The sequence below is a fragment of the Curvibacter microcysteis genome (genome assembly GCF_028649455.1).
GTDB classification, from domain to species: domain Bacteria; phylum Pseudomonadota; class Gammaproteobacteria; order Burkholderiales; family Burkholderiaceae_C; genus Curvibacter; species Curvibacter microcysteis.
The window spans coordinates 105,259-130,401 of record NZ_JAQSIO010000001.1 but is presented as its reverse complement, the minus strand read 5'-3'; the positions used below and the strand labels follow the sequence as shown (position 1 = coordinate 130,401).

22 protein-coding genes and 1 other RNA gene are annotated in these 25,143 nt (G+C 65.9%); 12 read left to right on the top strand and 11 right to left on the bottom strand.

Annotation, left to right across the window (positions count from 1 at the left end; all coding sequences use genetic code 11):
* Position 1 precedes the first annotated feature (1 nt).
* The 5 genes from PSQ39_RS00560 to PSQ39_RS00540 all read right to left on the bottom strand — a co-directional run bounded on the left by PSQ39_RS00560 (position 2) and on the right by PSQ39_RS00540 (position 4,547).
* A complete protein-coding gene (locus PSQ39_RS00560; RefSeq protein WP_273924650.1) occupies positions 2–832 on the bottom strand; it encodes an ABC transporter ATP-binding protein in 831 nt (276 codons plus the stop codon).
* Positions 829–1,668: an ABC transporter ATP-binding protein gene (locus PSQ39_RS00555; protein ID WP_273924649.1), complete on the bottom strand. Its 840-nt coding sequence runs from the start codon at positions 1,666–1,668 to the stop codon at positions 829–831. The genes PSQ39_RS00560 and PSQ39_RS00555 overlap by 4 nt, the downstream gene beginning before the upstream one ends.
* 201 nt (positions 1,669–1,869) lie before the next feature.
* Complete coding sequence (locus PSQ39_RS00550) at positions 1,870–2,946, bottom strand: branched-chain amino acid ABC transporter permease (protein WP_273924648.1); 1,077 nt, start codon at positions 2,944–2,946, stop codon at positions 1,870–1,872.
* Positions 2,947–3,032: 86 nt separating this feature from the next.
* Positions 3,033–3,908 carry a branched-chain amino acid ABC transporter permease gene (locus PSQ39_RS00545; RefSeq protein WP_273924647.1) on the bottom strand — a complete coding sequence of 292 codons (876 nt, stop codon included), beginning with the start codon at positions 3,906–3,908 and terminating at the stop codon, positions 3,033–3,035.
* 213 nt (positions 3,909–4,121) lie between these two features.
* Positions 4,122–4,547 carry an acyl-CoA thioesterase gene (locus tag PSQ39_RS00540; protein WP_273924646.1) on the bottom strand — a complete coding sequence of 142 codons (426 nt, stop codon included), beginning with the start codon at positions 4,545–4,547 and terminating at the stop codon, positions 4,122–4,124.
* Between the two features lie 41 nt (positions 4,548–4,588).
* On the opposite strand from PSQ39_RS00540, the gene PSQ39_RS00535 reads away from it, so the two are divergent.
* The 7 genes from PSQ39_RS00535 (at position 4,589) to PSQ39_RS00505 (ending at position 12,365) form a co-directional block, all read left to right on the top strand.
* Positions 4,589–6,412 (top strand): ABCB family ABC transporter ATP-binding protein/permease, encoded by a 1,824-nt coding sequence (locus tag PSQ39_RS00535; RefSeq protein ID WP_273924645.1) that lies wholly within the window; start codon positions 4,589–4,591, stop codon positions 6,410–6,412.
* Positions 6,413–6,506: 94 nt separating this feature from the next.
* Positions 6,507–7,439: a 2-hydroxyacid dehydrogenase gene (locus tag PSQ39_RS00530; RefSeq protein WP_273924644.1), complete on the top strand. Its 933-nt coding sequence runs from the start codon at positions 6,507–6,509 to the stop codon at positions 7,437–7,439.
* A gap of 78 nt (positions 7,440–7,517) precedes the next feature.
* Positions 7,518–8,450 (top strand): LysR substrate-binding domain-containing protein, encoded by a 933-nt coding sequence (locus tag PSQ39_RS00525; RefSeq protein WP_273924643.1) that lies wholly within the window; start codon positions 7,518–7,520, stop codon positions 8,448–8,450.
* A 536-nt stretch (positions 8,451–8,986) separates the two neighbouring features.
* Positions 8,987–9,886, top strand: coding sequence for a transporter substrate-binding domain-containing protein (locus PSQ39_RS00520; RefSeq protein WP_273924642.1), 900 nt, complete (start codon positions 8,987–8,989; stop codon positions 9,884–9,886).
* 149 nt (positions 9,887–10,035) lie between these two features.
* Entirely contained in the window at positions 10,036–10,761 is a 726-nt protein-coding gene (locus tag PSQ39_RS00515) for an amino acid ABC transporter permease (RefSeq protein WP_273924641.1), read from the top strand.
* A gap of 176 nt (positions 10,762–10,937) precedes the next feature.
* Positions 10,938–11,603 carry an amino acid ABC transporter permease gene (locus PSQ39_RS00510; protein ID WP_273924640.1) on the top strand — a complete coding sequence of 222 codons (666 nt, stop codon included), beginning with the start codon at positions 10,938–10,940 and terminating at the stop codon, positions 11,601–11,603.
* A gap of 24 nt (positions 11,604–11,627) precedes the next feature.
* Complete coding sequence (locus PSQ39_RS00505) at positions 11,628–12,365, top strand: amino acid ABC transporter ATP-binding protein (RefSeq protein WP_273924639.1); 738 nt, start codon at positions 11,628–11,630, stop codon at positions 12,363–12,365.
* A 114-nt stretch (positions 12,366–12,479) separates the two neighbouring features.
* Here the strand turns inward: PSQ39_RS00505 and PSQ39_RS00500 are convergent, their stop codons facing one another.
* The 3 genes from PSQ39_RS00500 to PSQ39_RS00490 are packed head-to-tail and all read right to left on the bottom strand — an operon-like array spanning position 12,480 to position 15,426.
* Positions 12,480–13,532 carry a DctP family TRAP transporter solute-binding subunit gene (locus PSQ39_RS00500; protein ID WP_273924638.1) on the bottom strand — a complete coding sequence of 351 codons (1,053 nt, stop codon included), beginning with the start codon at positions 13,530–13,532 and terminating at the stop codon, positions 12,480–12,482.
* A gap of 56 nt (positions 13,533–13,588) precedes the next feature.
* The gene (locus tag PSQ39_RS00495; protein ID WP_273924637.1) at positions 13,589–14,887 is read right to left on the bottom strand and encodes a TRAP transporter large permease; all 1,299 of its coding nucleotides are present in this window, start codon (positions 14,885–14,887) and stop codon (positions 13,589–13,591) included.
* Positions 14,884–15,426: a TRAP transporter small permease gene (locus PSQ39_RS00490; protein WP_273924636.1), complete on the bottom strand. Its 543-nt coding sequence runs from the start codon at positions 15,424–15,426 to the stop codon at positions 14,884–14,886. The genes PSQ39_RS00495 and PSQ39_RS00490 overlap by 4 nt, the downstream gene beginning before the upstream one ends.
* A gap of 222 nt (positions 15,427–15,648) precedes the next feature.
* Between PSQ39_RS00490 and pyrC the strand changes: the two genes are divergently transcribed.
* From pyrC to PSQ39_RS00470, 4 genes are all read left to right on the top strand, one after another.
* Positions 15,649–16,680 carry a dihydroorotase gene (gene pyrC / locus PSQ39_RS00485; protein ID WP_273924635.1) on the top strand — a complete coding sequence of 344 codons (1,032 nt, stop codon included), beginning with the start codon at positions 15,649–15,651 and terminating at the stop codon, positions 16,678–16,680.
* 219 nt (positions 16,681–16,899) lie between these two features.
* Positions 16,900–17,778 carry a protease HtpX gene (gene htpX / locus PSQ39_RS00480; RefSeq protein ID WP_273924634.1) on the top strand — a complete coding sequence of 293 codons (879 nt, stop codon included), beginning with the start codon at positions 16,900–16,902 and terminating at the stop codon, positions 17,776–17,778.
* 152 nt (positions 17,779–17,930) lie between these two features.
* Positions 17,931–19,298 carry an amidohydrolase gene (locus tag PSQ39_RS00475; RefSeq protein ID WP_273924633.1) on the top strand — a complete coding sequence of 456 codons (1,368 nt, stop codon included), beginning with the start codon at positions 17,931–17,933 and terminating at the stop codon, positions 19,296–19,298.
* Between the two features lie 75 nt (positions 19,299–19,373).
* Entirely contained in the window at positions 19,374–21,005 is a 1,632-nt protein-coding gene (locus tag PSQ39_RS00470; RefSeq protein ID WP_273924632.1) for a methyl-accepting chemotaxis protein, read from the top strand.
* On the opposite strand, the gene PSQ39_RS00465 is transcribed toward PSQ39_RS00470, so the two are convergent.
* Positions 20,993–22,744, bottom strand: a complete 1,752-nt coding sequence (locus PSQ39_RS00465; RefSeq protein WP_273924631.1) for an NAD(P)/FAD-dependent oxidoreductase — start codon at positions 22,742–22,744, stop codon at positions 20,993–20,995. The two genes, PSQ39_RS00470 and PSQ39_RS00465, sit on opposite strands and share 13 nt — an antisense overlap.
* Before the next feature lie 136 nt (positions 22,745–22,880).
* On the bottom strand, positions 22,881–23,798 hold the full coding sequence (gene cysK, locus PSQ39_RS00460; protein ID WP_273924630.1) for a cysteine synthase A: 918 nt from the start codon (positions 23,796–23,798) through the stop codon (positions 22,881–22,883).
* A 100-nt stretch (positions 23,799–23,898) separates the two neighbouring features.
* Here cysK and rnpB point away from each other — a divergent pair.
* Positions 23,899–24,360: RNase P RNA component class A (gene rnpB, locus PSQ39_RS00455), an RNA gene on the top strand.
* 32 nt (positions 24,361–24,392) lie between these two features.
* Here rnpB and PSQ39_RS00450 read toward each other — a convergent pair.
* Complete coding sequence (locus PSQ39_RS00450; protein ID WP_273924629.1) at positions 24,393–25,121, bottom strand: RNA pseudouridine synthase; 729 nt, start codon at positions 25,119–25,121, stop codon at positions 24,393–24,395.
* Positions 25,122–25,143: the final 22 nt, after the last annotated feature.

Sequence of the window (25,143 nt, the reverse complement as noted above, 5' to 3'; positions counted from 1 at the left end):
CTTACCTCCAGTTTTTCTTCTTCTTCCAGCGCCGCTCGCCGCGCACGCCTTCGTCCTTCATGCCGAGGTAGAACTCCTTGATGTCGTCCTTCTCGCGCAGGCGGGCACAGCTGTCTTCCATGACGATGCGGCCGTTCTCGAGCACGTAGCCGTAGTCGGCGGCGTTCAGCGCCATGTTGGCGTTTTGCTCGACCAGCAAGAGGGTGGTGCCGCGCTCGCGGTTGATGCGCACCACGATCTCGAAGATTTCTTTGGTCAGCTTGGGGCTCAGGCCCAGGCTGGGCTCGTCTAGCAGGATCAGCGCGGGCTGGGCCATCAGGGCGCGCGAGATGGCCAGCATCTGCTGCTGGCCGCCCGAGAGCAGGCCGGCGTCCTGGCTGGCGCGCTCGCGCAGGATGGGGAAGTAGCCGTACACGGCCTCGATGTCGCGCGCCACGGCGTCGCGGTCGCTGCGCGTGTAGGCGCCCATCAGCAGGTTGTCGTGCACCGACAGCAGGGGGAAGACCTCACGCCCTTCGGGCACATGCGACAGGCCTTGGCGCACGATCCGCGACGGGTCTTGCGCGGTGATGTCCTGGCCGCGGAACTCGATCGAGCCCTTGCGCGGGTCGATGATGCCGGAGATGGTCTTGAGGATGGTGGTCTTGCCCGCGCCATTGGAGCCCAGCACGGTGGCGATCTCGCCTTCGCGCACCTGCAAGCTGACGCCCCGGATGGCCTTGATCGGCCCGTAGGCGCTTTCCACGTTGAGCAGCTTGAGCACGGCGTGGGTGGCGTTAGCCGCCGCGCCCGCCGGGGCGCTGGGAGGGGTGGCCAAGGCGGTGGCGCTCATGCCGCACTCCTTTCAAAGGCGCTGCCCTCGGGGCGGCGCAGGTTGCTCACATCGTCGATGGTGCCCAGGTAGGCTTCGACCACACCGGGGTGGGTCTGCACCTCGCGCGGGCTGCCCGTGGCCAGCACCTCGCCCTGGTTCATGGCCAGCACGCGGTCGGACACGCGCGAGACCAGGGTCATGTCGTGCTCCACCATCAGCACGGTGATGCCCAGCTCTTTTTGGATGTCCTGGATCCAGAAGGCCATGTCTTCGGTTTCCTCGACGTTGAGGCCCGATGACGGCTCGTCCAGCAACAGCAGGCGTGGCTCGGTGCAGAGCGCGCGCGCCAGCTCAACCACTTTGCGCACGCCATAGGGCAGGCCGGCCACCATCGAGTCGCGGTGGTGCTGCAGGTCCAGCAGCTCGATCACTTCTTCGGCCTTGCGCCTTGCCTGCAGCTCGGCCTGGCGGGTGCGGGGGCCAAAGAACAGGTCGCTCCACAGCCCGCTTTGCCGGTGCGTGTGGCGCCCGATCAGCAGGTTGTGCAGCACCGTGGCGTGTTCGAACAGCTCGATGTTCTGGAAGGTGCGCGCAATGCCCAGGCCGGCGATCTGGTGCGGCGCTTGATCGGTCAGGCGCAGCACGCCGCCCGGGCCGCGGTAGTCGATCTCGCCGGTGGTGGGCGTGTAGATGCGGCTGATCAGGTTGAACACCGTCGTCTTGCCCGCTCCGTTGGGCCCGATCAGGGTGAAGACCTCCCCTTGGCGCACGTCAAAGCTCACCTGGTTGACCGCCAGCACCCCGCCAAAGCGCACGCTGAGCTGGCGCGCCGACAGCAAAATGTCATCGTTCACAGCCAAACCTCCTGGATTCAAGTGAAGGGGTGAAGACGCTCCCGGGCCGCCCCAAGGCCACCGGAGCCCCCTTGGGGGGCAGCGCCCTGCACGCAGTGAGGGAGCGTGGGGGCAGACACCGGCCGCCGCCGGGCCGCCCCAAGGCGGCCGGGGCCCCCTTGGGGGGCCGCGACCCACACGCAGTGGGGGAGCGTGGGGGCATCATTTCAAGCGATCAGATTTCTGGAAGGTCTTCTGCCGCTTGAACATGCCCTTGCGGTAGAAGGGGAAGATCTGCAGCCAGGTCCGCACCTTGAGCCAGCGCCCATACAGGCCCATGGGCTCGAACAGCACGAAGGCGATCAACACCAGGCCGTAGACCAGGCCTTGCAGGCCCGGCGCCTGGCCAATGGCGTCGGGCAATGCGTCCTTGGACAGGGCGATCAGCTGCGGCATGGAGATCAGGAACAGCGCGCCCAAAAAGGCCCCGTGCACCGAGCCCAGACCGCCGATCACGATCATCAGCAGCAGGTCGATGGACTGCAGGATGTTGAACTGGTCGGGCGAGATGAACTGCAGCTTGTGCGCGTACAGGGCTCCGCCCACACCCGCCAGCGCGGCCGACAAGGCAAAGGACAAGGTCTTGTAGCGCGCCAGGTGAATGCCCATGCTCTGGGCCGAGATTTCAGAGTCGCGGATGGCGACAAAGGCGCGCCCGGTGGGCGAGCGCAGCAGGTTCAGGATGCCCAGGGTGCTGATCACGGCGATCAGCAGGCAGATGAAGTAGAAGGACTCCGCGCTGTCGGCCTTCCAGCCCAGCATCTCGGGCGCCTTCAGGTGCTTGCCCGCGTTGCCGCCGGTGACGCTTTCCCAGCGCGCAAACACCTCTTCGACGATGAAACCAAAGGACAGCGTGGCCATGCCCAGGTAAATGCCTTTGACGCGCAGCGCCGGCAAGCCGACCACCAGGCCCACCGCCGCCGACAGGCCGGCCGCGCAGGCCAGGGCCAGCGGGAAGGGCCAGCCCATGCCGGTCAGCGCCGCCTGCGTGTAAGCGCCCACGCCCAGGAAGGCCGCGTGCCCCAGCGAGAACAGGCCGGTGAAGCCCGCCAGCAGCATCAGGCCCAGGCCGACGATGCCGTAGATCAGCACAAAGGTGAGCTGGGCCAGCCAGTACTCGGGCACCAGCCAAGGGGCCCCCAGCAGGGCCAGCACCAGGGTGCTGTACCAGAACACATGGCCACCGTGTTTGGCCAGGGCGATGTCCTGGGCGTAGTCGGTCTTGAACAGAAAGCGCATGGGTCAGAACTCCTGGCCGGGGCGCGCCACCGGGGCAGCGCTGAACGCGGGGGAAGGGCAGAGTTGGCAGGGGGTGTTCATGCGCGTCACACCTTCTTGCGCAGCTTGTCGCCGAACAGGCCGTTGGGCTTCACCATCAGCATGATCAGCACCACGATGTAGGCCGCGATGTCTTTCACGCCTTCAGGCAGGTAAAAGCCCGCCAGCGATTCGACCAGGCCAATCACCAAGCCACCGACGATGGCCCCGGGCAGGCTGCCAAAGCCCCCGACCACCGCGGCCGGAAAGGCCTTCAAGCCGATGAAGCCCATGTTGGCGTGCACAAAGGTGATGGGTGCCAGCAGCAGGCCGGCCACCGAGGCCACCGCCGCGGCCAGGCCCCAGACCAGGCCGTTGAGGCGCTGCACCGGGATGCCCATGTAGTAGGCCGCGAGCTGGTTCTGCGAGGAGGCCTGCATGGCAATGCCCAGCACGCTGTAGCGGAACAGCGCAAACAGCAGGGCACAGAGGCCGGCGGTGGCGGCGATCACCACCGCTTGCTCGGCGTTCAGGGTCAGGCCGGCCCAGCTCCAGGCCAGGTCTTTGTAGGGCACGGGCAGGGTGTGGGTTTCGGTGCCGATGTTGGGGATCATGGTCACCAGGCCGCGCAGCACGTAGCCAATGCCGATGGTGAGCATGACCACTGAAAACGCGGGCTGGCCCAGGATGGGGCGGATCACCGCGCGCTCCAGCACAAAACCAAACAAGGCCATGGCCGCCACGCTGGCCGGCACCGCCAGCCAGAAGGGGAAGCCCAGCACCGTCATCAGGCCCAGACCCGCAAAAGCGCCCAGCATCATCAGCTCGCCCTGGGCGAAGCTGACGGTTTCGGTGGCTTTGTAGATGAGCACAAAACCCAGGGCGATCAGGCCGTAGATGCACCCCTGAGAGATGCCACTGATCAGCAGTTGCACAAATTGCACATCGGCTCCCCAATGATTTATGCCAAGCAATTGCTTGGCATAAATAATGTAGCGGCCGACCTGCTGACTTCACACTCGGGGCTAACCCTGATCGGGGTCGCTGTGGCGGCGCTGGAGGGGTGGATGGCGCGATGGTGCGGCGCGCGGCCGCGTCTGGCAATCCGGGTCAGGGCGCTACCGCCGGCCCAGGCCCTGGTGTATAAGCGCGGCGCTTCAGGCGCCGTCGCGCGGGATGGGGCGCGGGCGGCCCTGGTCGTCGATGGCCACATAGGTCAGTGTGGCCTGGGTGACCTTGATGTACTGGCCTTGGGCGCGGAAGCGCTCGGCATAGACCTCGACGCGCACCGTCATCGAGGTGCGGCCAATGCGCTCCATCACCGCATAGAAGGACAGGATGTCGCCCACCCGCACCGGCTGTTTGAAGATGAACTCATTGACCGCCACTGTGGCCATGCGGCCTTGGGCGTAGCGCGCGGGCAGCACCGAACCCGCCAGGTCGACCTGGGCCATGACCCAGCCGCCGAAGATGTCGCCATTGGCATTGCAGTCGGCGGGCATGGGAATCACCTTCAGCACCAGTTCCTGGTTCTGGGGCAGGCGTTCCTGAAAGTCGCGCTCGGTGGAGGGGTGGTCGGACATGGGCACAATCTCGGTAAAACTACAGTCTGGAATTGTCCGTCATGCGCCGCTCTGGCGAACCCGCCCCACCACCCTCCAGCGCCGCCACGGCGCCCCCCCGGTCCCAGGACTGGCAAACCCTGGCCCGGCTTTTTCCTTACCTCTGGCAGTACAAGTGGCGGGTGCTGGCCGCGCTGCTCTTCATGGTGGGGGCCAAGGCCGCCAACGTGGGCGTGCCGGTGCTGTTGAAGAACCTGGTGGACGCGTTGTCCTTCAAACCCGGCGACCCCCAGGCTGTGCTGGTGGTGCCGGTGGCGCTGTTGCTCGCCTATGGCGGCCTGCGCTTGTCGACCTCGCTGTTCACCGAGTTGCGTGAGTTGGTCTTCGCCAAGGCCACGCAGGGCGCGGCGCGCAGCATCGCCTTGCAGACCTTTGAGCACCTGCACGCGCTGAGCCTGCGTTTTCACCTGGAGCGGCAAACGGGCGGCATGACGCGCGACATCGAGCGCGGCGTGCGCGGCATCGAGTCGCTGATCTCGTATTCGCTTTACAGCATCGTGCCCACGCTGATCGAAGTGACCCTGGTGCTGAGCATCCTGGCGATCAAGTTCGATGTCTGGTTTGCCTGGATCACGGTGGCCGCGCTGGCGGTCTACATCAGCTTCACCGTGCTGGTCACCGAGTGGCGCACCCAGTACCGGCGCCAGGCCAATGAGTTTGACTCGGCGGCCCACACGCGGGCGGTGGATTCGCTGCTCAACTACGAGACCGTCAAGTACTTCAACAACGAACGTTTCGAGGCCGGCCGCTACGACGAAAGCCTGGAGCGCTTGCGCCGTGCGCGCCTGAAGGCCCAGACCACGCTGTCCCTGCTGAACACAGGCCAGCAACTGATCATCGCCATCGGTTTGGTGGCCATGCTGTGGCGTGCCACCCAAGGCGTGGTGGACGGGCGCATGACCCTGGGCGACCTGGTGATGGTCAACGCCTTCATGATCCAGCTCTATGTGCCGCTGAACTTCCTGGGCGTGATCTACCGCGAGATCAAGCAAAGCCTGACCGACCTGGACAAGATGTTCACCCTGATGGCGCGCGAACGCGAGATTGCCGACACGCCCGGGGCCCAGCCCTTGCAGACCGGCGATGCGCCCGAGTTGCGCTTTGAGAACGTGGTGTTTGCCTACGACCCCGGGCCTCAGGGCCGGCCCATCCTGCGGGGCGTGAGCCTGGTCATCCCGGCGGGCAAGACGGTGGCCGTGGTCGGGCCCTCGGGCTCGGGCAAGTCCACGCTGGCGCGCCTGCTGTACCGCTTCTATGACGTGCAGCAAGGCCGCATCACCATCGCCGGACAGGACATCCGCCAGGTGACCCAGGCCAGCGTGCGCCAGGCGATTGGCATCGTGCCGCAGGACACGGTGCTGTTCAACGACACCGTGGCCTACAACATCGCCTATGGCCACCCGGGCAGTGACCAGGCCGAGGTCGAGGCCGCCGCGCGGGCTGCGCGCATCCATGACTTCATTGCAGCCTCGCCCGCGGGTTACCAGACCCTGGTCGGTGAGCGGGGTCTGAAGCTGTCCGGCGGCGAAAAGCAGCGTGTGGCGATCGCGCGCACCTTGCTGAAGAACCCGCCCATCCTGATCTTTGACGAGGCGACGTCGGCACTGGACTCGGCCAACGAGCGCGCCATCCAGGCCGAGCTGCAAACGGCGGCGCGCAACAAGACCTCCCTGGTGATCGCGCATCGGCTCTCCACCGTGGTGGACGCGCACGAGATCCTGGTCATGGAGGCCGGCGAAATCATCGAGCGCGGCACCCACGCCGAGCTGCTGGCCCGACAAGGGCGTTACGCGCGCATGTGGGCGCTGCAGCAAAGTGGGGAATGAGCCCCGCCGGCGTGCTGTGGTCCGCAAGGCGCAGCCTGTGGACCGCCGCGCCCTTCTTGCGCTGATTTTTGTTGTTTGACTCCTTCTTGAACCCATGAAACCACTGCTTCTTGTTTTGCATGGCCTCACCGATGGCCACCGTGCCCAGTTGGCCCAGAGCCTGGACCTGATCTACGCGCCCACGCCTGCCGAGCGCGCTGCCGCTGTGGCGGCGCACGGCGCCCGCGTGCAACTGGTGTTGACCATTGGCGCCACCGGCTTGACGGCCGCCGAGATGGACGCCATGCCCCAGCTCAGCCTGGTGTGCGCCCTGGGCGCGGGCTATGAAAACATCGACGTGGCCCATGCCAAGCAACGCGGCGTGGTGGTGGCCACGGGCGCCGGCACCAACGAAGACTGCGTGGCCGACCACGCCATGGGCTTGTTGCTGGCCGCGGTGCGCGGCATTGCCCACCTGGACCAGCAGACCCGCCAAGGCGTTTGGCGCGACGTGCTGCCGCTGCCGCCCAATGTGTCGGGCCGGCGCCTGGGCCTGCTGGGCCTGGGTGGCATCGGGCGCAAGATCGCGCGCCGCGCCGAGGGCTTTGACATCGAGATCGGCTACCACAACCGCAGCCCGCGCAGCGACGTGGCCTACCGCTACTTCGACCAGTTGACGGCCCTGGCCGCGTGGGCTGACTTCCTGGTCGTGGCCACGCCGGGCGGACCGGCCACGCGCCATTTGGTCAATGCTGAGGTGCTGCAAGCCCTGGGCCCGCGCGGCACCCTGGTCAACATCGCCCGCGGCAGTGTGGTCGACACCGCGGCCCTGGCCGCTGCTCTGCGCGAGGGGCGCCTGGGCGCGGCCGGCCTGGATGTGTACGAGAGCGAGCCGCGCCCGCCCGCCGAGCTGATCGAGCTGCCGAATGTGGTCCTGACCCCGCACGTCGCAGGCTGGTCGCCCGAGGCCGTGCAGCGCTCGGTGGACCAGTTCCTGGCCAATGTGCAGGGGCACCTGTCGGGGCAGGGGCCAGTGGCGCCGGTCTGATAAGGGCGCCGAATCGGCGCGCTTTTGTGGCGGGGGCGACTGGTCAGCGGGGTCCGAAGGTGCTCATAATCGCGCCCCATGGAAACCAAATGGCTTGAAGACTTCGTCAGCCTGGCCGAGACCCGCAGCTTCAGCCGATCGGCTCAGCTGCGCCACGTCACGCAGCCAGCCTTCTCGCGCCGCATCCAGGCGCTGGAAGCATGGGCCGGCACCGATCTGGTGGACCGCAGCTCTTACCCCACCCGCCTGACCCCGGCGGGCGAGACCCTTTACGCCCAGTCCCTGGAGATGCTGCAGGCGCTGCAGACCACGCGCGCCATGCTGCGCGGCCACACCAGTGCCGGCAAGGACGTGGTCGAGTTCGCGGTCCCGCACACCCTGGCCTTCACCTTCTTCCCGACCTGGGTGTCCAGCCTGCGCGAGAAATTCGGCCCGCTCAAAAGCCGGCTCATCGCGCTCAATGTGCACGACGCGGTGATGCGCCTGGTGGAAGGCAGCTGTGACCTGCTGATCGCCTACTACCACCCCTCCCAGCCCTTCCAGATCGACCCGGACCGTTACGAGATGGTCAGCCTGGGCGAGGAGGTGCTGTCCCCCTACGTCAAGCCCGACGCCGACGGCCGCCCCCAGTACCTGCTGCCGGGCCGCCCAGGCCAGCCCTTGCCCTACCTGGGCTACGCCCCCGACGCCTACCTGGGCCGCATGGTGGAGGTCATGCTCAAGCAGTCGGGCACCGCCATCCACCTGGACCGGGTGTACGAGACCGACATGGCCGAGGGCCTCAAGGCCATGGCCCTGGAGGGGCACGGCATCGCCTTCTTGCCGCTGAGCGCGGTCAAAAAGGACTTGCGCGCGCGCCGCCTGGTCAGCGCCCTGCCGCCCGATGCGCCGCGCCTGGAGGTCACCATGGAGGTCCGCGCCTACCGCGAGCGCCCCACCGGGGCCAGCCGCGATCTGCCCAAGGACCGCGCCGAAGCGCTGTGGCGCTTCCTAATGGCGAATCCTGCCTGAGGCCTTGAAACTTCATGCAAATTCCGCATGAGGTTTGACGCTCTGGGCATTTATGCTTTTTGTGCATGATGCGCTTGCAAAAAGGCATTGGTTTTTGCGGCGCGCCGTCTCTACAGTTCGGGGCGCTTCACAGCCCACCTGCCGCCTCGACGTGGCAGGGACGCCCCTCTGTGAAAGCCCATAAAAACCACAAGGACATCCCATGTTCCCGATCTGCGAGACAAGCACACCCATTCCCTTCGGGCCCACCGGTCCCCAGTCAGGCTCCGCCACGCCTGGCACAAAGACTGCTTGTTGACAGTGTCCTCCCGCTCCAATGCGAGCCGTCGCTGTGATGCACCAACTGGGTGCGACCGGTGTACCCTTGCTGGCGTGGGTGATTGCGATGTCCCGAAGGCGACTCCTTGGCGTTTGACGCCTTGGTTTGCGCTGGGGTCTACCCCAGTACACACACGAATTGCCGGGTAATCCCTCGGTACCGCCTCCCTAAAATTGCGCTTTCCTTAATCTCATCCGTCCCATCCAAAGGAGATTCCATGAAGAAACATTTGCTCGCTTTTGCCGTCACCGCCCTCGCGGCTGGCAGCGTGCTGGCACAGGCCAACGACACCTTGGCCAAGGTCAAGGCGTCCGGGGCCATCACCCTGGGCGTGCGCGACTCTTCGGGCGCCCTGTCCTACACCCTGGGCGACGGCAAATACGCTGGCTACCACGTTGAACTGTGCCAACGCATCGTGACCAACGTCGAGAAGGCTGTCGGCAAGAAGCTGGAGATCAAGTACGTCTCCGTGACTTCGCAAAACCGCATCCCGCTGGTGCAAAACGGCACCGTGGACATCGAGTGCGGCTCCACCACCAACAACGCCGGTCGCCAAAAGGACGTGTCCTTCCTGGACACCGCCTACGTGGAAGAAGTCCGCATCGCTGTGAAGGCCGCTTCGGGCATCACCGGCATCGCCCAGCTCAATGGCAAGAACGTGGCCACCACCACCGGGACCACCTCGGTGCAATTGCTGCGCAAGCACGAGCGCTCGACCGGCGTGGACTTCAAGGAAGTCTTCGGCAAGGATCACGCTGACAGCTTCTTGCTGCTGGAGTCGGGCCGCGCTGACGCTTTCGTGATGGACGCCCAGATCCTGGCTGGCAACATTGCCAACGCCAAGACGCCTGCGGACTTCAAGATCGTGGGTGAAGTGCTCAACGTCGAGCCCATCGGCATCATGGTTCGCAAGGACGACGCCGCTTTCAAGAAGCTGGGCGACGAAACCATCCGCGACATGGCCAAGTCGGGCGAGCTGGCCAAGCTCTATGACAAGTGGTTCGTGCAGCCGATCCCTCCGAAGAACACCCGCGTGGGCCTGCCCGCCAGCGACGCCACCAAGGCTGCTTGGGCCAACCCCAACGACAAGCCGGCTGAAGACTACGCCAAGAAGTGATCGGGCCTGAGGCCTCTTGACCCCCGGCCCAGCGGGCCTGGGGTCTCGGTTCCCTGCGTGCCCACCCGAGTTCTCGCCCACAAGGCCTGGACCCGGGGCGGCCGCACAAGCGTTTTAAAAATCAACCAAATGGAGAAGCCTGTATGGCCATGAACTGGCAATGGGAAGTCTTCCTGCAAGACCCCGGTGGGGCTTACCCAACGTATTGGCAATGGATGCTGTCTGCCTGGGGCTGGACCGTGTCGGTGGCGCTGCTGGCGCTGCTGGTCGCCCTGCTGATCGGTGCCGTGATCGGGACGATCCGCACCCTGCCTGACAGCCCTTGGCTCACCCGATTCGGCAATGCCTGGGTCGAGCTGTTTCGCAATATTCCGCTCTTGGTCCAGATCTTTCTCTGGTACCACGTCATCCCGGCGTTTTTCCCGGCCTTGAAGGACGTGCCTGGCTTTGTGCTGGTCGTGCTGGCCCTGGGCTTCTTCACCTCCTCGCGCATCGCCGAGCAGGTGCGCGCCGGCATCCAGGCGCTGCCGCGCGGTCAGCGCTATGCGGGCATGGCGCTGGGCTTCACCACGCCGCAGTACTACCGCTATGTGATCTTGCCGATGGCGTTTCGCATCATCATCCCGCCGCTGACCAGCGAGACCATGAACATCTTCAAGAACTCGTCCGTGGCGTTTGCCGTCTCGGTGGCCGAGCTGACCATGTTCGCCATGCAGGCGCAGGAAGAAACCTCGCGCGGCATCGAGGTCTACATCGCCGTCACGGGCCTGTATGTGGTGTCGGCTTTCGCCATCAACCGCATCATGGCGTTCATTGAGAAGCGTTCGCGCATCCCGGGCTTCATCGTCCAGGGCGGCACCGGAGGAGGGCACTGACATGACAACCCCCACGCTCATCACTTTGTGTATCGCTGCCCCCCGAGGGGGCGCATGCCTGCCTTGGGGCGGCCCTACGGAGGCATTGGATATGACCCCCACGCTCATCACTGCGTGTATCGCGGCCCCCCGAGGGGGTGCATGCCTGCCTTGGGGCGGCCCTACGGAGGCATGACATGAACTTCGACCTCTCTTTCTACAGCTGGGACCTCATCAGCAAATTCGTTGCCAAGGGGTTCTACTTCAGCATCATGCTGACCATCGTGTCCACGATTGGCGGCGTGCTCTTCGGTACGGTGCTGGCGCTGATGCGCCTGTCGGGCAAGAAGATTCTGGACGTGCCGGCCACCATCTACGTCAACGGTATGCGCAGCATTCCGCTGGTGATGGTGATCCTGTGGGTGTTCCTGCTGGCCCCGTTTGCCATCGGCCGCCCCATCGGCGCCGAGGTCTCGGCCACCATCACCTTCATCGCGTTTGAGGCCGCTTACTTCAGCGAAATCATGCGCGCCGGCATCCAGTCGATCCCGCGGGGTCAGGTGTTTGCCGGTCAGGCCCTGGGCATGACCTACGGCCAGAACATGAAGCTGGTGATCCTGCCGCAGGCCTTTCGCAACATGCTGCCGGTGCTGCTGACGCAGACCATCATCTTGTTCCAGGACACCTCCCTGGTCTACGCGATTGGCGCCTACGACATGCTCAAGGGCTTCGAGACCGCGGGCAAGAATTTCGGTCGCCCGATCGAGGCCTACGTGTTGGCCGCTGTCATTTACTTCGTGATCTGCTTTGCGCTGTCCAGCCTGGTCAAGCACTTGCATAAGAAGATCGCCATCATCCGCTGAGGCGGAACAGAGTGAGGAATAGCCATGATTGAACTCAAGAACGTTTCCAAGTGGTATGGCAGTTTTCAGGTGCTGAACGACTGCTCGACCAAGATCAACAAGGGCGAAGTGGTGGTGGTGTGCGGGCCTTCGGGCTCGGGCAAGTCGACCCTGATCAAGACCATCAACGCGCTCGAGCCCTTCCAGAAGGGTGAGATTTACGTCGACGGCACGGCCGTGCACGACCCCAAGACCGACCTGCCCAAGCTGCGCAGCCGCGTGGGCATGGTGTTCCAGCACTTCGAGCTGTTCCCCCACCTGTCGGTGACGGAGAACCTGACGATTGCCCAGGTCAAGGTGCTGGGCCGCAGCGCCGACGAGGCCAAGAAGCATGGCCTGAAGTACCTGGAGCGCGTGGGCCTGATCGCGCACAAGGACAAGTTCCCAGGTCAGCTCTCGGGCGGCCAGCAGCAGCGCGTGGCGATTGCACGTGCGCTGTCGATGGACCCGATCGTGATGCTGTTTGACGAACCCACTTCGGCGCTCGACCCCGAAATGGTCGGCGAAGTGCTGGACGTGATGGTGAGCCTGGCCAAGGAAGGCATGACCATGATGGTGGTCACGCACGAAATGGGCTTTGCGCGCAAGGTCAGCAACCGCGTGATCTTCATGGACGTGGGTGGCAAGGTGCTGGAAGACTGCTCCAAGGACGACTTCTTCAACAAGCCCGAAGAACGCCAGCCGCGCACCAAGGACTTCCTCAACAAGATCCTGCAGCACTGAGCGCGGGTGGCCGGCACCGCGCCGGTCTCCGCCCAAGAAAAAAGCCCCGTCGGTGACGGGGCTTTTTGCGTTCTGGGGCCGGGGGCCAGGGCCTGGCCCCGCCAGGCTCAGGCCTTACTTCTTGCGTTCGGCAATGGCTTTTTCAGCCTGGGCCACCAGGTCGGCACCGACCGTGACCTTCCACTTGTCAAACACCGGGCGGGTGGCCTTGACGAAGGCTTCGCGCTCGCCCGGGCTCAACTGGGTGATGGTCACGCCCAGGCCGCTGATTTCCTTGAGCAAAGGCTTGTCGGACTCGACCAGGCCCTTGCGGGCGATGGCGATTTCTTCCTTGCCGGCGTCGATCGCGGCTTGGCGCACGATCTCGCGGTCGGCCGGGGTCCAGGAGTTCCAGATGTCCTTGTTCACGACGAAGACCAGCGGGTCGCAGATGTAGCCCCACATGGTCAGGTGCTTCTGGCCCACGGTGTGCAGCTTGGCCGCCGTGAAGATGGACATCGGGTTTTCTTGGCCGTCCACGGCGCCGCTGGCCAGCGCCGGCTGGGCATCGGCCCAGCTCATCTGCGTGGGGTTGGCACCCAGGGCGGTGAAGGTGTCCAGGAACAGGGGAGAGCCCACGACACGGATCTTCATGCCCTTGAGGTCTTCGGGCTTCTTGATCGCCATCTTGGAGTTGGAGATCTCGCGGTAGCCGTTTTCACCCCAGGCCAGCGGCACGACGCCGGCTTGGTCCAGCACCTTGAACAGGTTCTTGCCCACTTCGCCTTGGGTCAGCGAGTCCACGGCCGCAAAGTCGGGCATCAGGAAGGGCAGGGAGAACAGGTTGAGCTGCTTGACTTGGGGCGACCAGTTGATGGTCGAGCCCACGGCCATGTCGATCACGCCTTGGCGCAGCGCGCTGAATTCGCGCGTCTGGTCGCCCTGGATCAGCGACACGCCCGGGTACAGCTTGATGTTGATGCGGCCCTGGGTGCGCTCACGCACTTTGTTGGCCCACAGCTCGCCGCCCTTGCCCCAGGGGAACGCGGTGCCCAGCACCAGGGACATGCGGTACTCGGCCTTGTAGGTCTGGGCGTTGGCCGCCCCTGGCAATGCGGCCAGGGCGACCGCGCTCAGGGCCAGGCCCAGCAGGCCGCGCTTGAGGCGGGAAGTTTGGTTTTTTGTCATGTCGGTCTCCTAAAAAAGCTCAGTCGCAAATCGTTGTCTGGGGGCGGTCGGCCGGCTCAATAGCCCAGCTGACGCGGCAGCCACAAGGCCAGCTCTGGGAACACCAGCACCAGCACCATGACCAAGAACATCGAGAACAGCATCCAGCCCACCCACTGCACGGTCTCTTCCATGCGCACCTTGGCGATGCGGCAGGACACCATCAGGTTGACCGCCAGCGGCGGGGTGAACTGGCCCAGTGCGACCTTGAGCGTCAGGATGACGCCGAACCACACCGGGTCCCATTTGTAGTACTGCACGATGGGCAGCAGCAGGGGCACGAAGATCAGGAAGATGGACACGCCGTCCAGGAACATGCCGACCGTGATCAGCAGCAGGATCAGCAAGGCCAGCACCCCGTACTCACCCAAGCCCGAGTTGACGATGGCGCGCGTCACCGGGTCGATCACGCCCAGGGTGGACAGCGAGAAGGCAAAGATGCCCGCCAACGACACCACGATCAGGATCACGGCCGACAGTTCGCCCGACTCGCGCAGGATCACAAACAGGTCGCGGAAGCGGATGGTGCGGTGAATGAACATGCCCACGAACAGGCCGTAGAACACCGCCACCACAGCGGCCTCGGTCGGCGTGAACCAGCCCGCGCGCATGCCGCCGAGGATCAGCACCGGCGCCGCCAGGCCCCAGACGGCTTCGCGCAGGCTTTTCCAGAACGGTGGGCGGGGCAGGGTGGACTCCAGCGCGCCCATCTTGTGCTTGCGCGACAGCCACACGGCCGGCACGATCAGCGCCAGGCCGGCCAGCACGCCGGGGATCATGCCCGCGGCAAACAGCGCGGGCACCGAGGCGCCAGGCACCAGCACCGAGTACACGATGAAGGCCACAGAAGGCGGGATCAGGATGTCGGTGGCCGCCGCCGCGCCCACCACACTGGCCGAAAAGCTGGCCGGGTACCCGGCGCGCGACATGGCCGCGATCATCACCCCGCCCACGGCCGCCGCATTGGCCGGGCCGGAGCCCGAGATGCCCCCCAGGAACATCGCCACGGCAATCGCCACCAGGGGCAGCATGCCCGGGCCGCGACCCACGATGGCGATGGCGAAGTTGACCAGGCGCAGGGCCACGCCCGAGCGGTCAAAGATCGAACCCACCAGCACGAACATGGGGATGGCCAGCAAGGGGTACTTGCCCAGGCCGGCGTAGAAGTTTTGCGGCACGGCCAGCAGGCCGAACCACTGCGAGTCGGCGTTGGCAATCGCAATCGCTGCCGCCCCGGCCAGGCCCAACGAGGCGCCAATCGGCACCCCAGCCAGCATCATGGCCAGGAACACAATGAAGAGCAGTGTGGCGATCATTCGGACGCTCCCGGCACCAGGCCGCGCAGGCGGCGCAGGAACAGACCAAACGCGCGCAGGGCGATCGCCAGCGAGATGATGGGCATCCACATCGAATACCACCACTGCGGCACCCCAATGCCTGGTGAGGTTTCGCCAAAGCGGTAGTCGTCCCAGACCACGCGCACGCTGAGCACCGCGATCAGGCCAAACAGCAAGGCCACCATCAGCGCGCCAAAGCACGCCAGGCCGCGCCGACGCGCCATCGAGCCGCTGTCAGAGAAGTACTCGATGCGGATGTGGCGGTCCCGCGCCACGGCGCCCGAGCCCGCCACCAGGGCCAGCACGATCATCAGAAAGACCGAGAACTCCTCCGTCCAGGCAAACGAGGAGCTGGTGAAGTAGCGCACCAGCACGTTGGCAAAGGTGATCAGGGCCAGCGCGGCCATGATCAGCACGGTCAGCCAGTCTTCGATGGCCAGTGGCACGCGGGTGGGTTCGTCTGCCTCGGCGGACGCGGCAGGGGCAAGCTCAGGCGGCTTGGACTCAATGGAGGACATGGTGGGGCATCAAGGTTGGCAAAGGGCTGCAGCAAAGGTCGACTCGCTGCAGGGCCCGGGTAGCAGCCTCGGCGATGACCGCGGGCCATGGTAGCGGTAACTCGCCCAGGCACGCATTGGTATTATCCTCTTACGTTTGGAGGCGCCCGCCGCACCCGGCCGCGCCCTGGCTCCTGGGGGACTCTGGCCCGAAGGGGTGCTGGGATGCGAAAATCCAGCCCCATGACCGACCTCCTCAAGATCACCCGCCCCGATGACTGGCATTTGCATGTGCGCGATGGCGACGCCCTCGCCACCGTCGTGCCCCACACGGCCGCCCAATTTGGCCGCGCCATCATCATGCCCAACCTCAAGCCGCCCGTGACCACGGCCGCCCAGGCCGTGGCCTACCGCGACCGCATCCGTGCCGCGGTGCCGGCCGGGATGCGCTTTGAGCCCTTGATGACCCTGTACCTGACCGACAACCTGCCGCCCGAGGAAATCGCGCGAGCCAAGGCGGCCGGCGTGGTGGCCTGCAAGCTGTACCCGGCGGGCGCCACCACCAACAGCGACGCCGGCGTGACCGACCTGCGCAAGATCTACCCCGTGCTCGAAGCCATGCAGCGCGAAGGCCTGTTGCTGCTGGTGCACGGTGAAGTCACCTCGGCCGACATCGATTTGTTCGACCGCGAAGCGGTGTTCATCGACACCCAACTGATCCCGCTGCGCCGCGACTTCCCCGAGCTGAAGATCGTGTTCGAGCACATCACCACGCGCGAAGCTGCCGACTACGTGCATTCCGCCGACCGCTTCACCGGCGCCACCATCACGGCCCACCACCTGCTGTACAACCGCAACGCCATCTTCACCGGTGGCATCCGGCCGCATTACTACTGCCTGCCGGTGCTCAAGCGCGAAACCCACCGCCAGGCCCTGGTGGCGGCGGCCGTCGGCGGCAACCCGCGCTTCTTCCTGGGCACGGACAGCGCCCCGCACCCGGCCCACCTCAAAGAGCACGCCAGTGGTTGCGCGGGTTGCTACACCGCCCACGCGGCCATTGAGCTGTATGCCGAGGCCTTTGATCAGGCCGGTCACCTGGCGCAACTGGAAGCCTTTGCCAGCTTCAACGGCGCGGACTTCTATGGCCTGCCGCGCAACTCCGGCACCATCACCTTGAAGCGCGAAAGCTGGACCCCGCCGGAGAGCTTTGCCTTCGGTGAGGCGCAGCTCAAGCCGCTGCGCTCGGGCGAATCGCTGCCCTGGCGACTGGTCTGAACCGGGCGGCGCGAGCCCCGGGTCACCGCTGACCTGTTGGCGGCGGTGACTTGGCCGCAGGGGGAACTTTTCCCCCTAATATCGGCTCTTCCCACACGGCTTGCGCCAGGCCGCACAACAACACACAACAAAGCACACTGCGCGAAGTCCGGGGCCAGGCGGCCGTGTCGCCCGTGCCCGGGTGGACTGAGACCTTTGTAATTTCCTGATGGAGCTTTGATGAAACGAATCCTGTTGTTGATCGCGACCAACGTCGCCATTGTGGTGGTGCTGGGCATCGTGGCCAGCCTGCTGGGTGTGAACCGCTACCTGACGGCCAACGGCCTGAACCTCGGGGCGCTGCTGGGCTTTGCCCTGATCATGGGCTTCGGCGGGGCCTTCATTTCGCTGCTCATCAGCAAGCCCATGGCCAAGTGGACATCGGGCATCCGCATCATCAATCAGCCCCAGTCGGCCGACGAAGCCTGGATCGTGGACACCGTGCGCCGCTTCTCCGAGCGTGCCGGCATCGCCATGCCCGAGGTCGGCATTTACGAGGGCGAGCCCAATGCCTTTGCCACCGGCGCCTTCAAGAATTCGGCCCTGGTGGCGGTGTCCACCGGCCTGCTGCAGGGCATGACGCGCGAAGAGGTCGAGGCGGTGATCGGCCACGAAGTGGCGCACGTCGCCAACGGCGACATGGTCACCATGACCCTGATCCAGGGCGTGATGAACACCTTTGTGGTGTTCCTGTCGCGCGTCATTGCGTATGGTGTCGACAGCTTCTTCCGCAAGAGCGACGAAGAGCGCTCGGGCCCGGGCATCGCCTACATGGTCAGCACCATCGTGCTCGACATCTTGTTGGGCTTCCTGGCCAGCATGATCGTGGCCTGGTTCTCGCGCCAGCGCGAATTCCGGGCTGACGCCGGCGCCGCTCAGCTGATGGGCCGCCGTCAACCCATGGTCAACGCGCTGGCTCGCTTGGGCGGCATGGTGCCTGGCGAGCTGCCCAAGAGCGTGGCCGCCATGGGCATCACGGGCAGCCTGGGCAAGCTGTTCTCCACCCACCCTCCGATCGAAGAGCGCATCGCGCGCCTGCAAGCCAGCTCGGCTGTTTGATCGACGACGCGCCTGGCGGCGCGTCATTTCCTCCCGCTGATCCCAGGCGGTTGGTCTCGCCTCCCGGTTGGTCCGGGGCAGCGGCAAGCAGGTGCCAGGGGCGTCCTAGCATGGACGTCCCCGACAACTTCGACTTGCTGTAGGACCACCCCATGACCCCCTTCTCTGTTGGTCGCGGCCGCCGCTGGGCCCGCTTGAACGCCGTTCGTTGTGCCCTGCTGGGCACCGCCTTGGGCGCCCTCACGTCGCTGCAGGCCCAAAGTCTGGACGCAGCCTCCCTCAAAACCCTGGACCAACGCATCAGCGCTGTTTCGCCGCAGTTGGTGAGTTGGCGGCGCGACATCCACAGCCACCCTGAGCTGTCCGGCGCCGAGGTGCGCACCGCCAAGCTGGTGGCCGATCATTTGCGGCGCCTCGGCCTCGAGGTCCAGACCGGGGTGGGCGGCCACGGCGTGGTCGGCATTTTGCGAGGGGGCCGATCCGGCAAGATGGTGGCGCTGCGCGCCGACATGGACGCCTTGCCCGTGCAGGAACTGACCGGCCTGCCCTTTGCCTCCAAGGTCAAGGCCAACTACCTGGGCCAAGAGGTGTCGGTGGCCCACGCCTGCGGCCACGATGGCCATACCGCCATCCTGATGGGCGTGGCCGAGGTGTTGGCGGGCATGAAGGCCGAGCTGCCCGGCAGCGTGAAGTTCATCTTCCAACCCGCCGAGGAAGGCGTCACCGAAGCCCCGGATGCCCACGGCCATGTGCCCAGCTTCGGCGCCAAGGCCATGGTGGAGCAAGGGGTGCTGAAGGAGGTGCAGGCCATCTACGGGTTGCACCTGACGGCCAACATCCCCCAAGGCTTGGCGGGCTACCGCAGCGGCGCCACCATGGCCAGTGCGGACGACATCACGATCGAGGTGACTGGCCGTGGAGGCCATGGCTCGGCCCCCTGGCTGGGGGTGGACCCGGTGGTGGCCGCAGGCCAGGTGGTGCTGGGCTTGCAGACGGTGGTCAGCCGTCAGCTCAACCTCACCCAAGACCCTGTGGTTGTGACCGTCGGGGCCATCAACGGGGGCAATCGGGGCAATGTCATTCCCGACAAGGTCGTGATGCTGGGCAGCCTGCGGGCCTTTGACGAGGACATGCGCCAGGAAGCCCAAAAACGCATCGTCGCCACGGCTGAGCAGATCGCGGCCAGTTCGGGCGCCAAGGCGACCGTGAGTTTTGGGCCCATGATTTACCCGGTCACGGTGAACTCTCCCGCCCTGACCGAGGCTTCGCTGCCCGCCCTGAAGCTGGCCATGCGGGGCCAGGTGGTGCAGATCCCCAAGGTCAGTGGCTCGGAAGACTTTTCTCAGTACCAGAAAGTGGTGCCAGGATTCTTCTTTTTCCTGGGCGGCACACCGGTGGGGCTGAAGGCGGAGACCGCGCCGTCCAACCACTCACCGTTGTTTGATTTCAACGAAGACGCCCTGGCCCTGGGCGTGCGGGCGCTGAGCGTGCTGGCGCTGGACTTTCTCCAGCGCTCTTGAAGGGCATTGAGGCTGGCGACCGGGCTTCGCTTCGGCTAAGCTGCCTCACTCTCTCTTCACTGTGCGGGGTGCGCCATGGGTGCAGGGCTTTTTTCTCGAACCCGCCTGGGGCCTCGTCTGGCGCTGGGTTTTGGCTTGGTGTGCCTGGTCATGAGCTTGGCCGCCGGCATTGGCGTTTGGCGCTTGATTCAATTGCAGGCGATCGCCGATGACCTGGGGGGAGACTCTTCCGAGCGCGCCTTGCTGGCTTCGGAGTTGCACGCGATTGTCGTGATCAGCTCCAGCCGCGCCGAAACCCTGTTGTTGATCGACAACCCGGCAGCGGCTACACGCATCGACGCGGACCGCAAGCGCACCTCGGCACGCTCTGCTGAGGTGCGAAAACGCCTGGAGGCCCTGGCGGATGACGATGAGTCCAAGAAACTGTTTGCTGCGTTGGACGGTGCCGGCAATGGTTTTCGAGAGGTGCGCGACCGCCTGGTCAAGCAGCGTGCCGCAGGCCAGCCTGTGCCGGACGAGGCCATCAGCCAGGACCTGCGCCCGGCGGCCGATCGCTACGCGGCTGCGGTCGACCAATTGGCCCAGCACCAGCGCGCCCGGGTGCAGTCGGCGCGTGAGAGCGCCCTCAACAGCGAGCGCCAGGGCATCAGTCTGTTGGTCATGGGGTCCTTGCTGGGCCTGGGTTTGAGCGTGCTCAGCGCTTGGCGGCTGTCGCACTCCATCCTCACCCCCGTGGCTGGCGCGACCCGATTGGCCGGTCACATCGCTGATGGCGATCTGACCCAGGTGCCGCCCCCGGTCGATCCCGCCAGCCGTGACGAGGTGCAGGGCCTGGTCGCCGAATTGACGGGCATGCAGGCCAAGCTGGTCCAGGTGGTGTCGGGCATGCGCAGTGCCAGTGCTTCTGTGGCCAATGCCAGCCATGAGATCGCCTCAGGCAACAACGATTTTTCTGCGCGCACCGAGCAAACCGCCTCCAACCTGGAGGAGGTGGCCGCCAGCATGGAGGAGTTGCTGGCCGCGGTGCGACAAAGCGCCGATGCCGCTCAGCAAGCCGAAGGCTTGGCTGGCTCGGCCAGTGCGGTGGCCGTGCAAGGGCGGGAGGTGGTGTCACGGGTGGTGTCGACCATGGAGGGTATTTCGGGCTCGTCGCGGCGCATTGCCGACATCACCGGGGTCATTGACGGCATTGCCTTCCAGACCAACATCCTGGCCCTGAACGCGGCGGTGGAAGCCGCCCGCGCGGGCGAACAGGGCCGGGGCTTTGCCGTGGTCGCGGGCGAGGTGCGCGTGCTGGCCCAACGCGCGGCCCAGGCCGCGCGTGAGATCCGCGACCTGATTGCATCCAGCGTCAGCCAGGTCGACAGCGGAGCGCAACTGGTGCAACAGGCCGGCAGCACCATGGCCGAGATTGTGGATTCGGTGGCCCGGGTAGGCACCATCATTGCCGAGCTGAGCCATTCGGCGCGCGAGCAGAGCACGGGCTTGGGGCAGGTCAATGAAGCGGTCAGCCGGCTCGACCAGATCACGCAACAGAACGCGGCCCTGGTGGAGCAGTCGGCTGCCGCCGCCCAAGGCCTGCGCAACCAAGCCCAGCAATTGGCGGACACCGTGGACAGCTTCCGCCTGCCTGCGGGTGCCGCACTGGACTGGGAGGGCGGCGCGCCACGGGCTGCGGGGCGTCCCGCGCCGCGTCAGCTCCGCTGAAGCCCCAGCAGGCTTTGCGCCACGGCCTCGCCCACCTTGATGCCATCGACGCCGGCCGACAAAATGCCCCCGGCATAGCTGGCCCCTTCGCCTGCAGGGAACAGGCCCCGGGTGTTGAGGCTTTGGTAGGTCTCACCCCGGGTGATCTTCAGAGGCGATGAGGTGCGGGTTTCGACCCCGGTCAGCACCGCGTCGTGCAGGTCAAAGCCCTTGATCTTGCGGCCGAAGGCAGGGAAGGCCTCGCGCATGGCGCTGATGGCATAGTCGGGCAGGGCCTGCGACAGATCGCCCATCTTCACCCCGGGCTTGTACGAGGGCTCGACCGAACCCAGCGCGGTGGAGGCTTTGCCCGCCACCAGGTCGCCCACCAACTGGCCAGGCGCTTCGTAATTGCTGCCGCCCAGCACAAAGGCGCGCGACTCCAGCTGACGCTGCAGCACGATGCCCGCCAGTGGGTGGAAGCCGCCGTCGGCGGGGGGCTGCCACGTGTGGTCCGGGCCCAGCGCCCATTCAAAATCGGCCGGCTGTGTGGGGTAGTCCTTGGGGTCGATCCCCACCACGATGCCCGCGTTGGCATTGCGCTCATTGCGCGAGTACTGGCTCATGCCATTGGTGACCACACGCTCGGGCTCGGAGGTGGCGGCCACCACGGTGCCGCCGGGGCACATGCAGAAGCTGTACACCGCGCGCCCATTGCTGGCATGGTGCACCAGCTTGTAGTCGGCTGCACCCAGCAGCGGGTGGCCGGCGTGCCGGCCCCAGCGGGCTCGGTCGATCAGGCCTTGGGGGTGCTCGACGCGAAAGCCCACCGAGAAGGGCTTGGCCTCCAAGTAGACGCCGCGCTGGTGCAACATGGCAAAGGTGTCGCGCGAGCTGTGGCCCAAGGCCATCACCACATGGGTGGCGGGCAACTCGTAGCTTTGGCCGCTTTCCAGGTCCAGCACCTTCAGGGCGCGCAGCTGCCGGCCTTGCGGGCCCTCGTCTTCGATCACCACGTCGGTCACGCGCTGCTGGAAGCGGATCTCACCGCCCAGGGCGATGATCTGTTCGCGCAAGGTCTCGACCACCTTGACCAGCTTGAAGGTGCCGATGTGCGGGCGTGCCGCGTACAGGATTTCTTCGGGCGCACCGGCCTGGACAAACTCTTCCATCACCTTGCGGCCCAGGTGGCGCGGGTCCTTGATCTGGCTGTACAGCTTGCCGTCCGAGAACGTGCCCGCGCCGCCTTCGCCGAACTGCACGTTCGACTCGGGGTGCAGCACCTTTTTGCGCCACAGACCCCAGGTGTCCTTGGTGCGCTCGCGCACGGTCTTGCCGCGTTCCAGCACGATGGGCTTGAAGCCCATCTGGGCCAAGACCAGCGCGGCAAAAATGCCGCAGGGGCCAAAGCCCACCACCACCGGGCGTTCATTGCCGGGGCTGGGAAAGTCACTCGGCGCCTGGCCGGGCGGGTGCCAGACCATGTCGGGCGTGGGCTGGATGTGCGGGTGGGTGGCGTGGCGTGCCAGCAGCGGGGCCTCGGCGGCGCTGTCGTGCAGCGTGAGGTCGACGATGTAGACCGTCAGCAGTTCGGGCTTGCGTGCGTCAAAGCTGCGTTTGTGCACATGCACGGTGGCGATGTCGCTGGGCGCGATGCCCAGGATGAGCGCGGCCTGGGTGCGCAAGGCCTCGATGGGCTGGGTCTGGGGATCGGCTGGCAGCGTGGCCAGCGGCAATTTGAGTTCGGAGAGGCGAATCATGGGGGCCGGCTTGTGTTGATCAAGCAGAGGTCTGGAGGTGGCCTCGATTTTAATCGGCCCGCCCGGTCCGGGGCCCACGTTGTGGGGCCCCAGTACCGCCGGTGGGGGCAGGGTGCGCTGCCTGCCCTGGTTGGGCTCAGGCCGGGAACAGGCCTTCGACCGACAGGTAGCGCTCGCCGGTGTCGTAGTTGAAGCCCAGGATGACCGCGTTGGCGGGCAGCTCGGGCAGTTTTTGCGCGATGGCGGCCAGGGTGGCTCCCGAGGAGATGCCGACCAGCAGGCCCTCTTCGCGCGCGCTGCGGCGGGCGTATTCACGGGCCGCTTCGGCGTCGACCTGGATCACGCCGTCGAGCAGGCTGGTGTCCAGGTTCTTGGGCACAAAGCCGGCGCCAATGCCCTGGATGGGGTGGGGAGCGGGTGCGCCGCCCGAGATCACGGGCGAGGCTGCAGGCTCCACCGCAAAGACCTTGAGCTGCGGGAACTTGGCCTTGAGCACGCGTGCCGTGCCCGTCAGGTGGCCGCCGGTGCCCACGCCCGTGATCAGCACGTCAATGCCCTCGGGGAAGTCGGCCAGGATTTCCTGCGCCGTGGTGCGCACATGCACATCGATGTTGGCGGGGTTTTCGAACTGCTGTGGAATCCAGGCGCCCGGCGTGCTGGCGGCCAGCTCTTCGGCCCGGGCGATGGCGCCCTTCATGCCTTTTTCGCGCGGCGTCAGGTCGAAGGTGGCGCCGTAGGCCAGCATCAGGCGGCGGCGCTCAATCGACATGCTGTCGGGCATCACCAGGATCAGCTTGTAGCCCTTGACCGCGGCCACCATGGCCAGGCCGATGCCGGTGTTGCCCGAGGTCGGCTCGATGATGGTGCCGCCGGGCTGGAGCTTGCCCGATTGCTCGGCGTCTTCGATCATGGCCAGTGCAATGCGGTCCTTGATCGAGCCGCCCGGGTTGCCGCGCTCCGACTTGATCCACACCTGGGCTTGCGGGCCAAACAGCCGGTTGATGCGCACGTGTGGGGTGCGGCCAATGGTCTGAAGGATGTTGTCGGCTTTCATGCGGTCTCCTGAGGGGTTTGAGGTGAATGCGCGAATTCTGGCCCACTTCATTCGCCCGTGGGCAACTAAGCTCATGCCCAGCAGTCATAATGGCGCCCGTGAAGTCAGCCAGACCGCCGCTGGTGCATGCCGAAAGGGCGGCGACGCAAGTCGCCGTGTGGAAACACCGCACTGGAGGAACGTCCGGACTGCACAGGACAGCGTAGGAGCTAACGGCTCTCCACCGCGAGGTGAGGATCAGAGCAACAGAGACGAGTTTGGTCGAACCGGCCCAATCAGGGTGTTCTGTGGGGGAGCGGCGCAAGCCGCGTTCGGACGGGCGAAAGCCCGTCAGATCACGCGCAAGCGTGACCCCCACAGCCACCTTGGTCGGTGCCCGACCAAGGTGAAACGGGCAATCTCTACGCGCAGCAATACCAAGTAGGCCAGCGTTGATGTGGTTCCGCAGAGTTGGCGGGTAGGTAGCATCGAGCCGGGTGGGCGACCCCCGGCCCAGAGTAATGGCGGTCACACCGGGGGCAACCCTGGTGCACAGAATCCGGCTTATCGGCTGACTTCACACTTTCTTCTTTCCGACGCGCCGAGGTGGCGCGCTCAGAACTTCTCGTGCGGGCCCATGAAGCGCCACTCGCCCGGCGCCAGGCCCGCCAGCGCGACCCGGCCCAGCCGGGTGCGGCGCAGCGCCAAGGGGCGCAGCCCCGCGCTCTCGCACAAGGCCAGGATGCAGCTGGCATTGCTGGCCTTGAGCGCGAAGCGCAGACGCGTGCCTTGGGGGCCGCGCGCGTTCAAGCTCAATTTGCCCACCACCGGCACCAAGGGCCATTGGCGCGCCTGCTGAATGCGGTTTTGCAGGCGTTCGATCGTGTCGTTGGTGACCTGGCCCGGCAGCTCGACCATGAACTCCTGCTCCAGCTCGGCCTCATCCTCCATCAGGCGGCGGCGCATGCGGCCGTCCTGGGTGAACACCACCAGACCCGTGGCCAGGCCGCTCAGGCCCGCCAGCGGCAGCTGCTGGGCGAAATGGCGTTTGAGCACGCGCACTGGGTGGCGGCTGATGGGGGCGGTGGCCTGCAGGCTCAAGGCGTCGCAGGCGGCTTGGGGGTCGGGGCGGTACCACAGCAAGGTGGCTGGCGGCACGGTTTCGGGGCGTGCTTGCGGGTCGATGTCAACCTGATCCACGCCAGGGTTGACCCGGTGCTGGGGCTCTTCGACGATGCCGCCATTGACCTTCACCCATCCCCCCTCGATCAGCAACTCGGCCTCGCGGCGGGAGCAGGCGGCCTGGTCGGCAACGTGTTTGGAGAGGCGGATCGGTTCGGTCATGGGCGGGCTCGTGGGGCTGCGG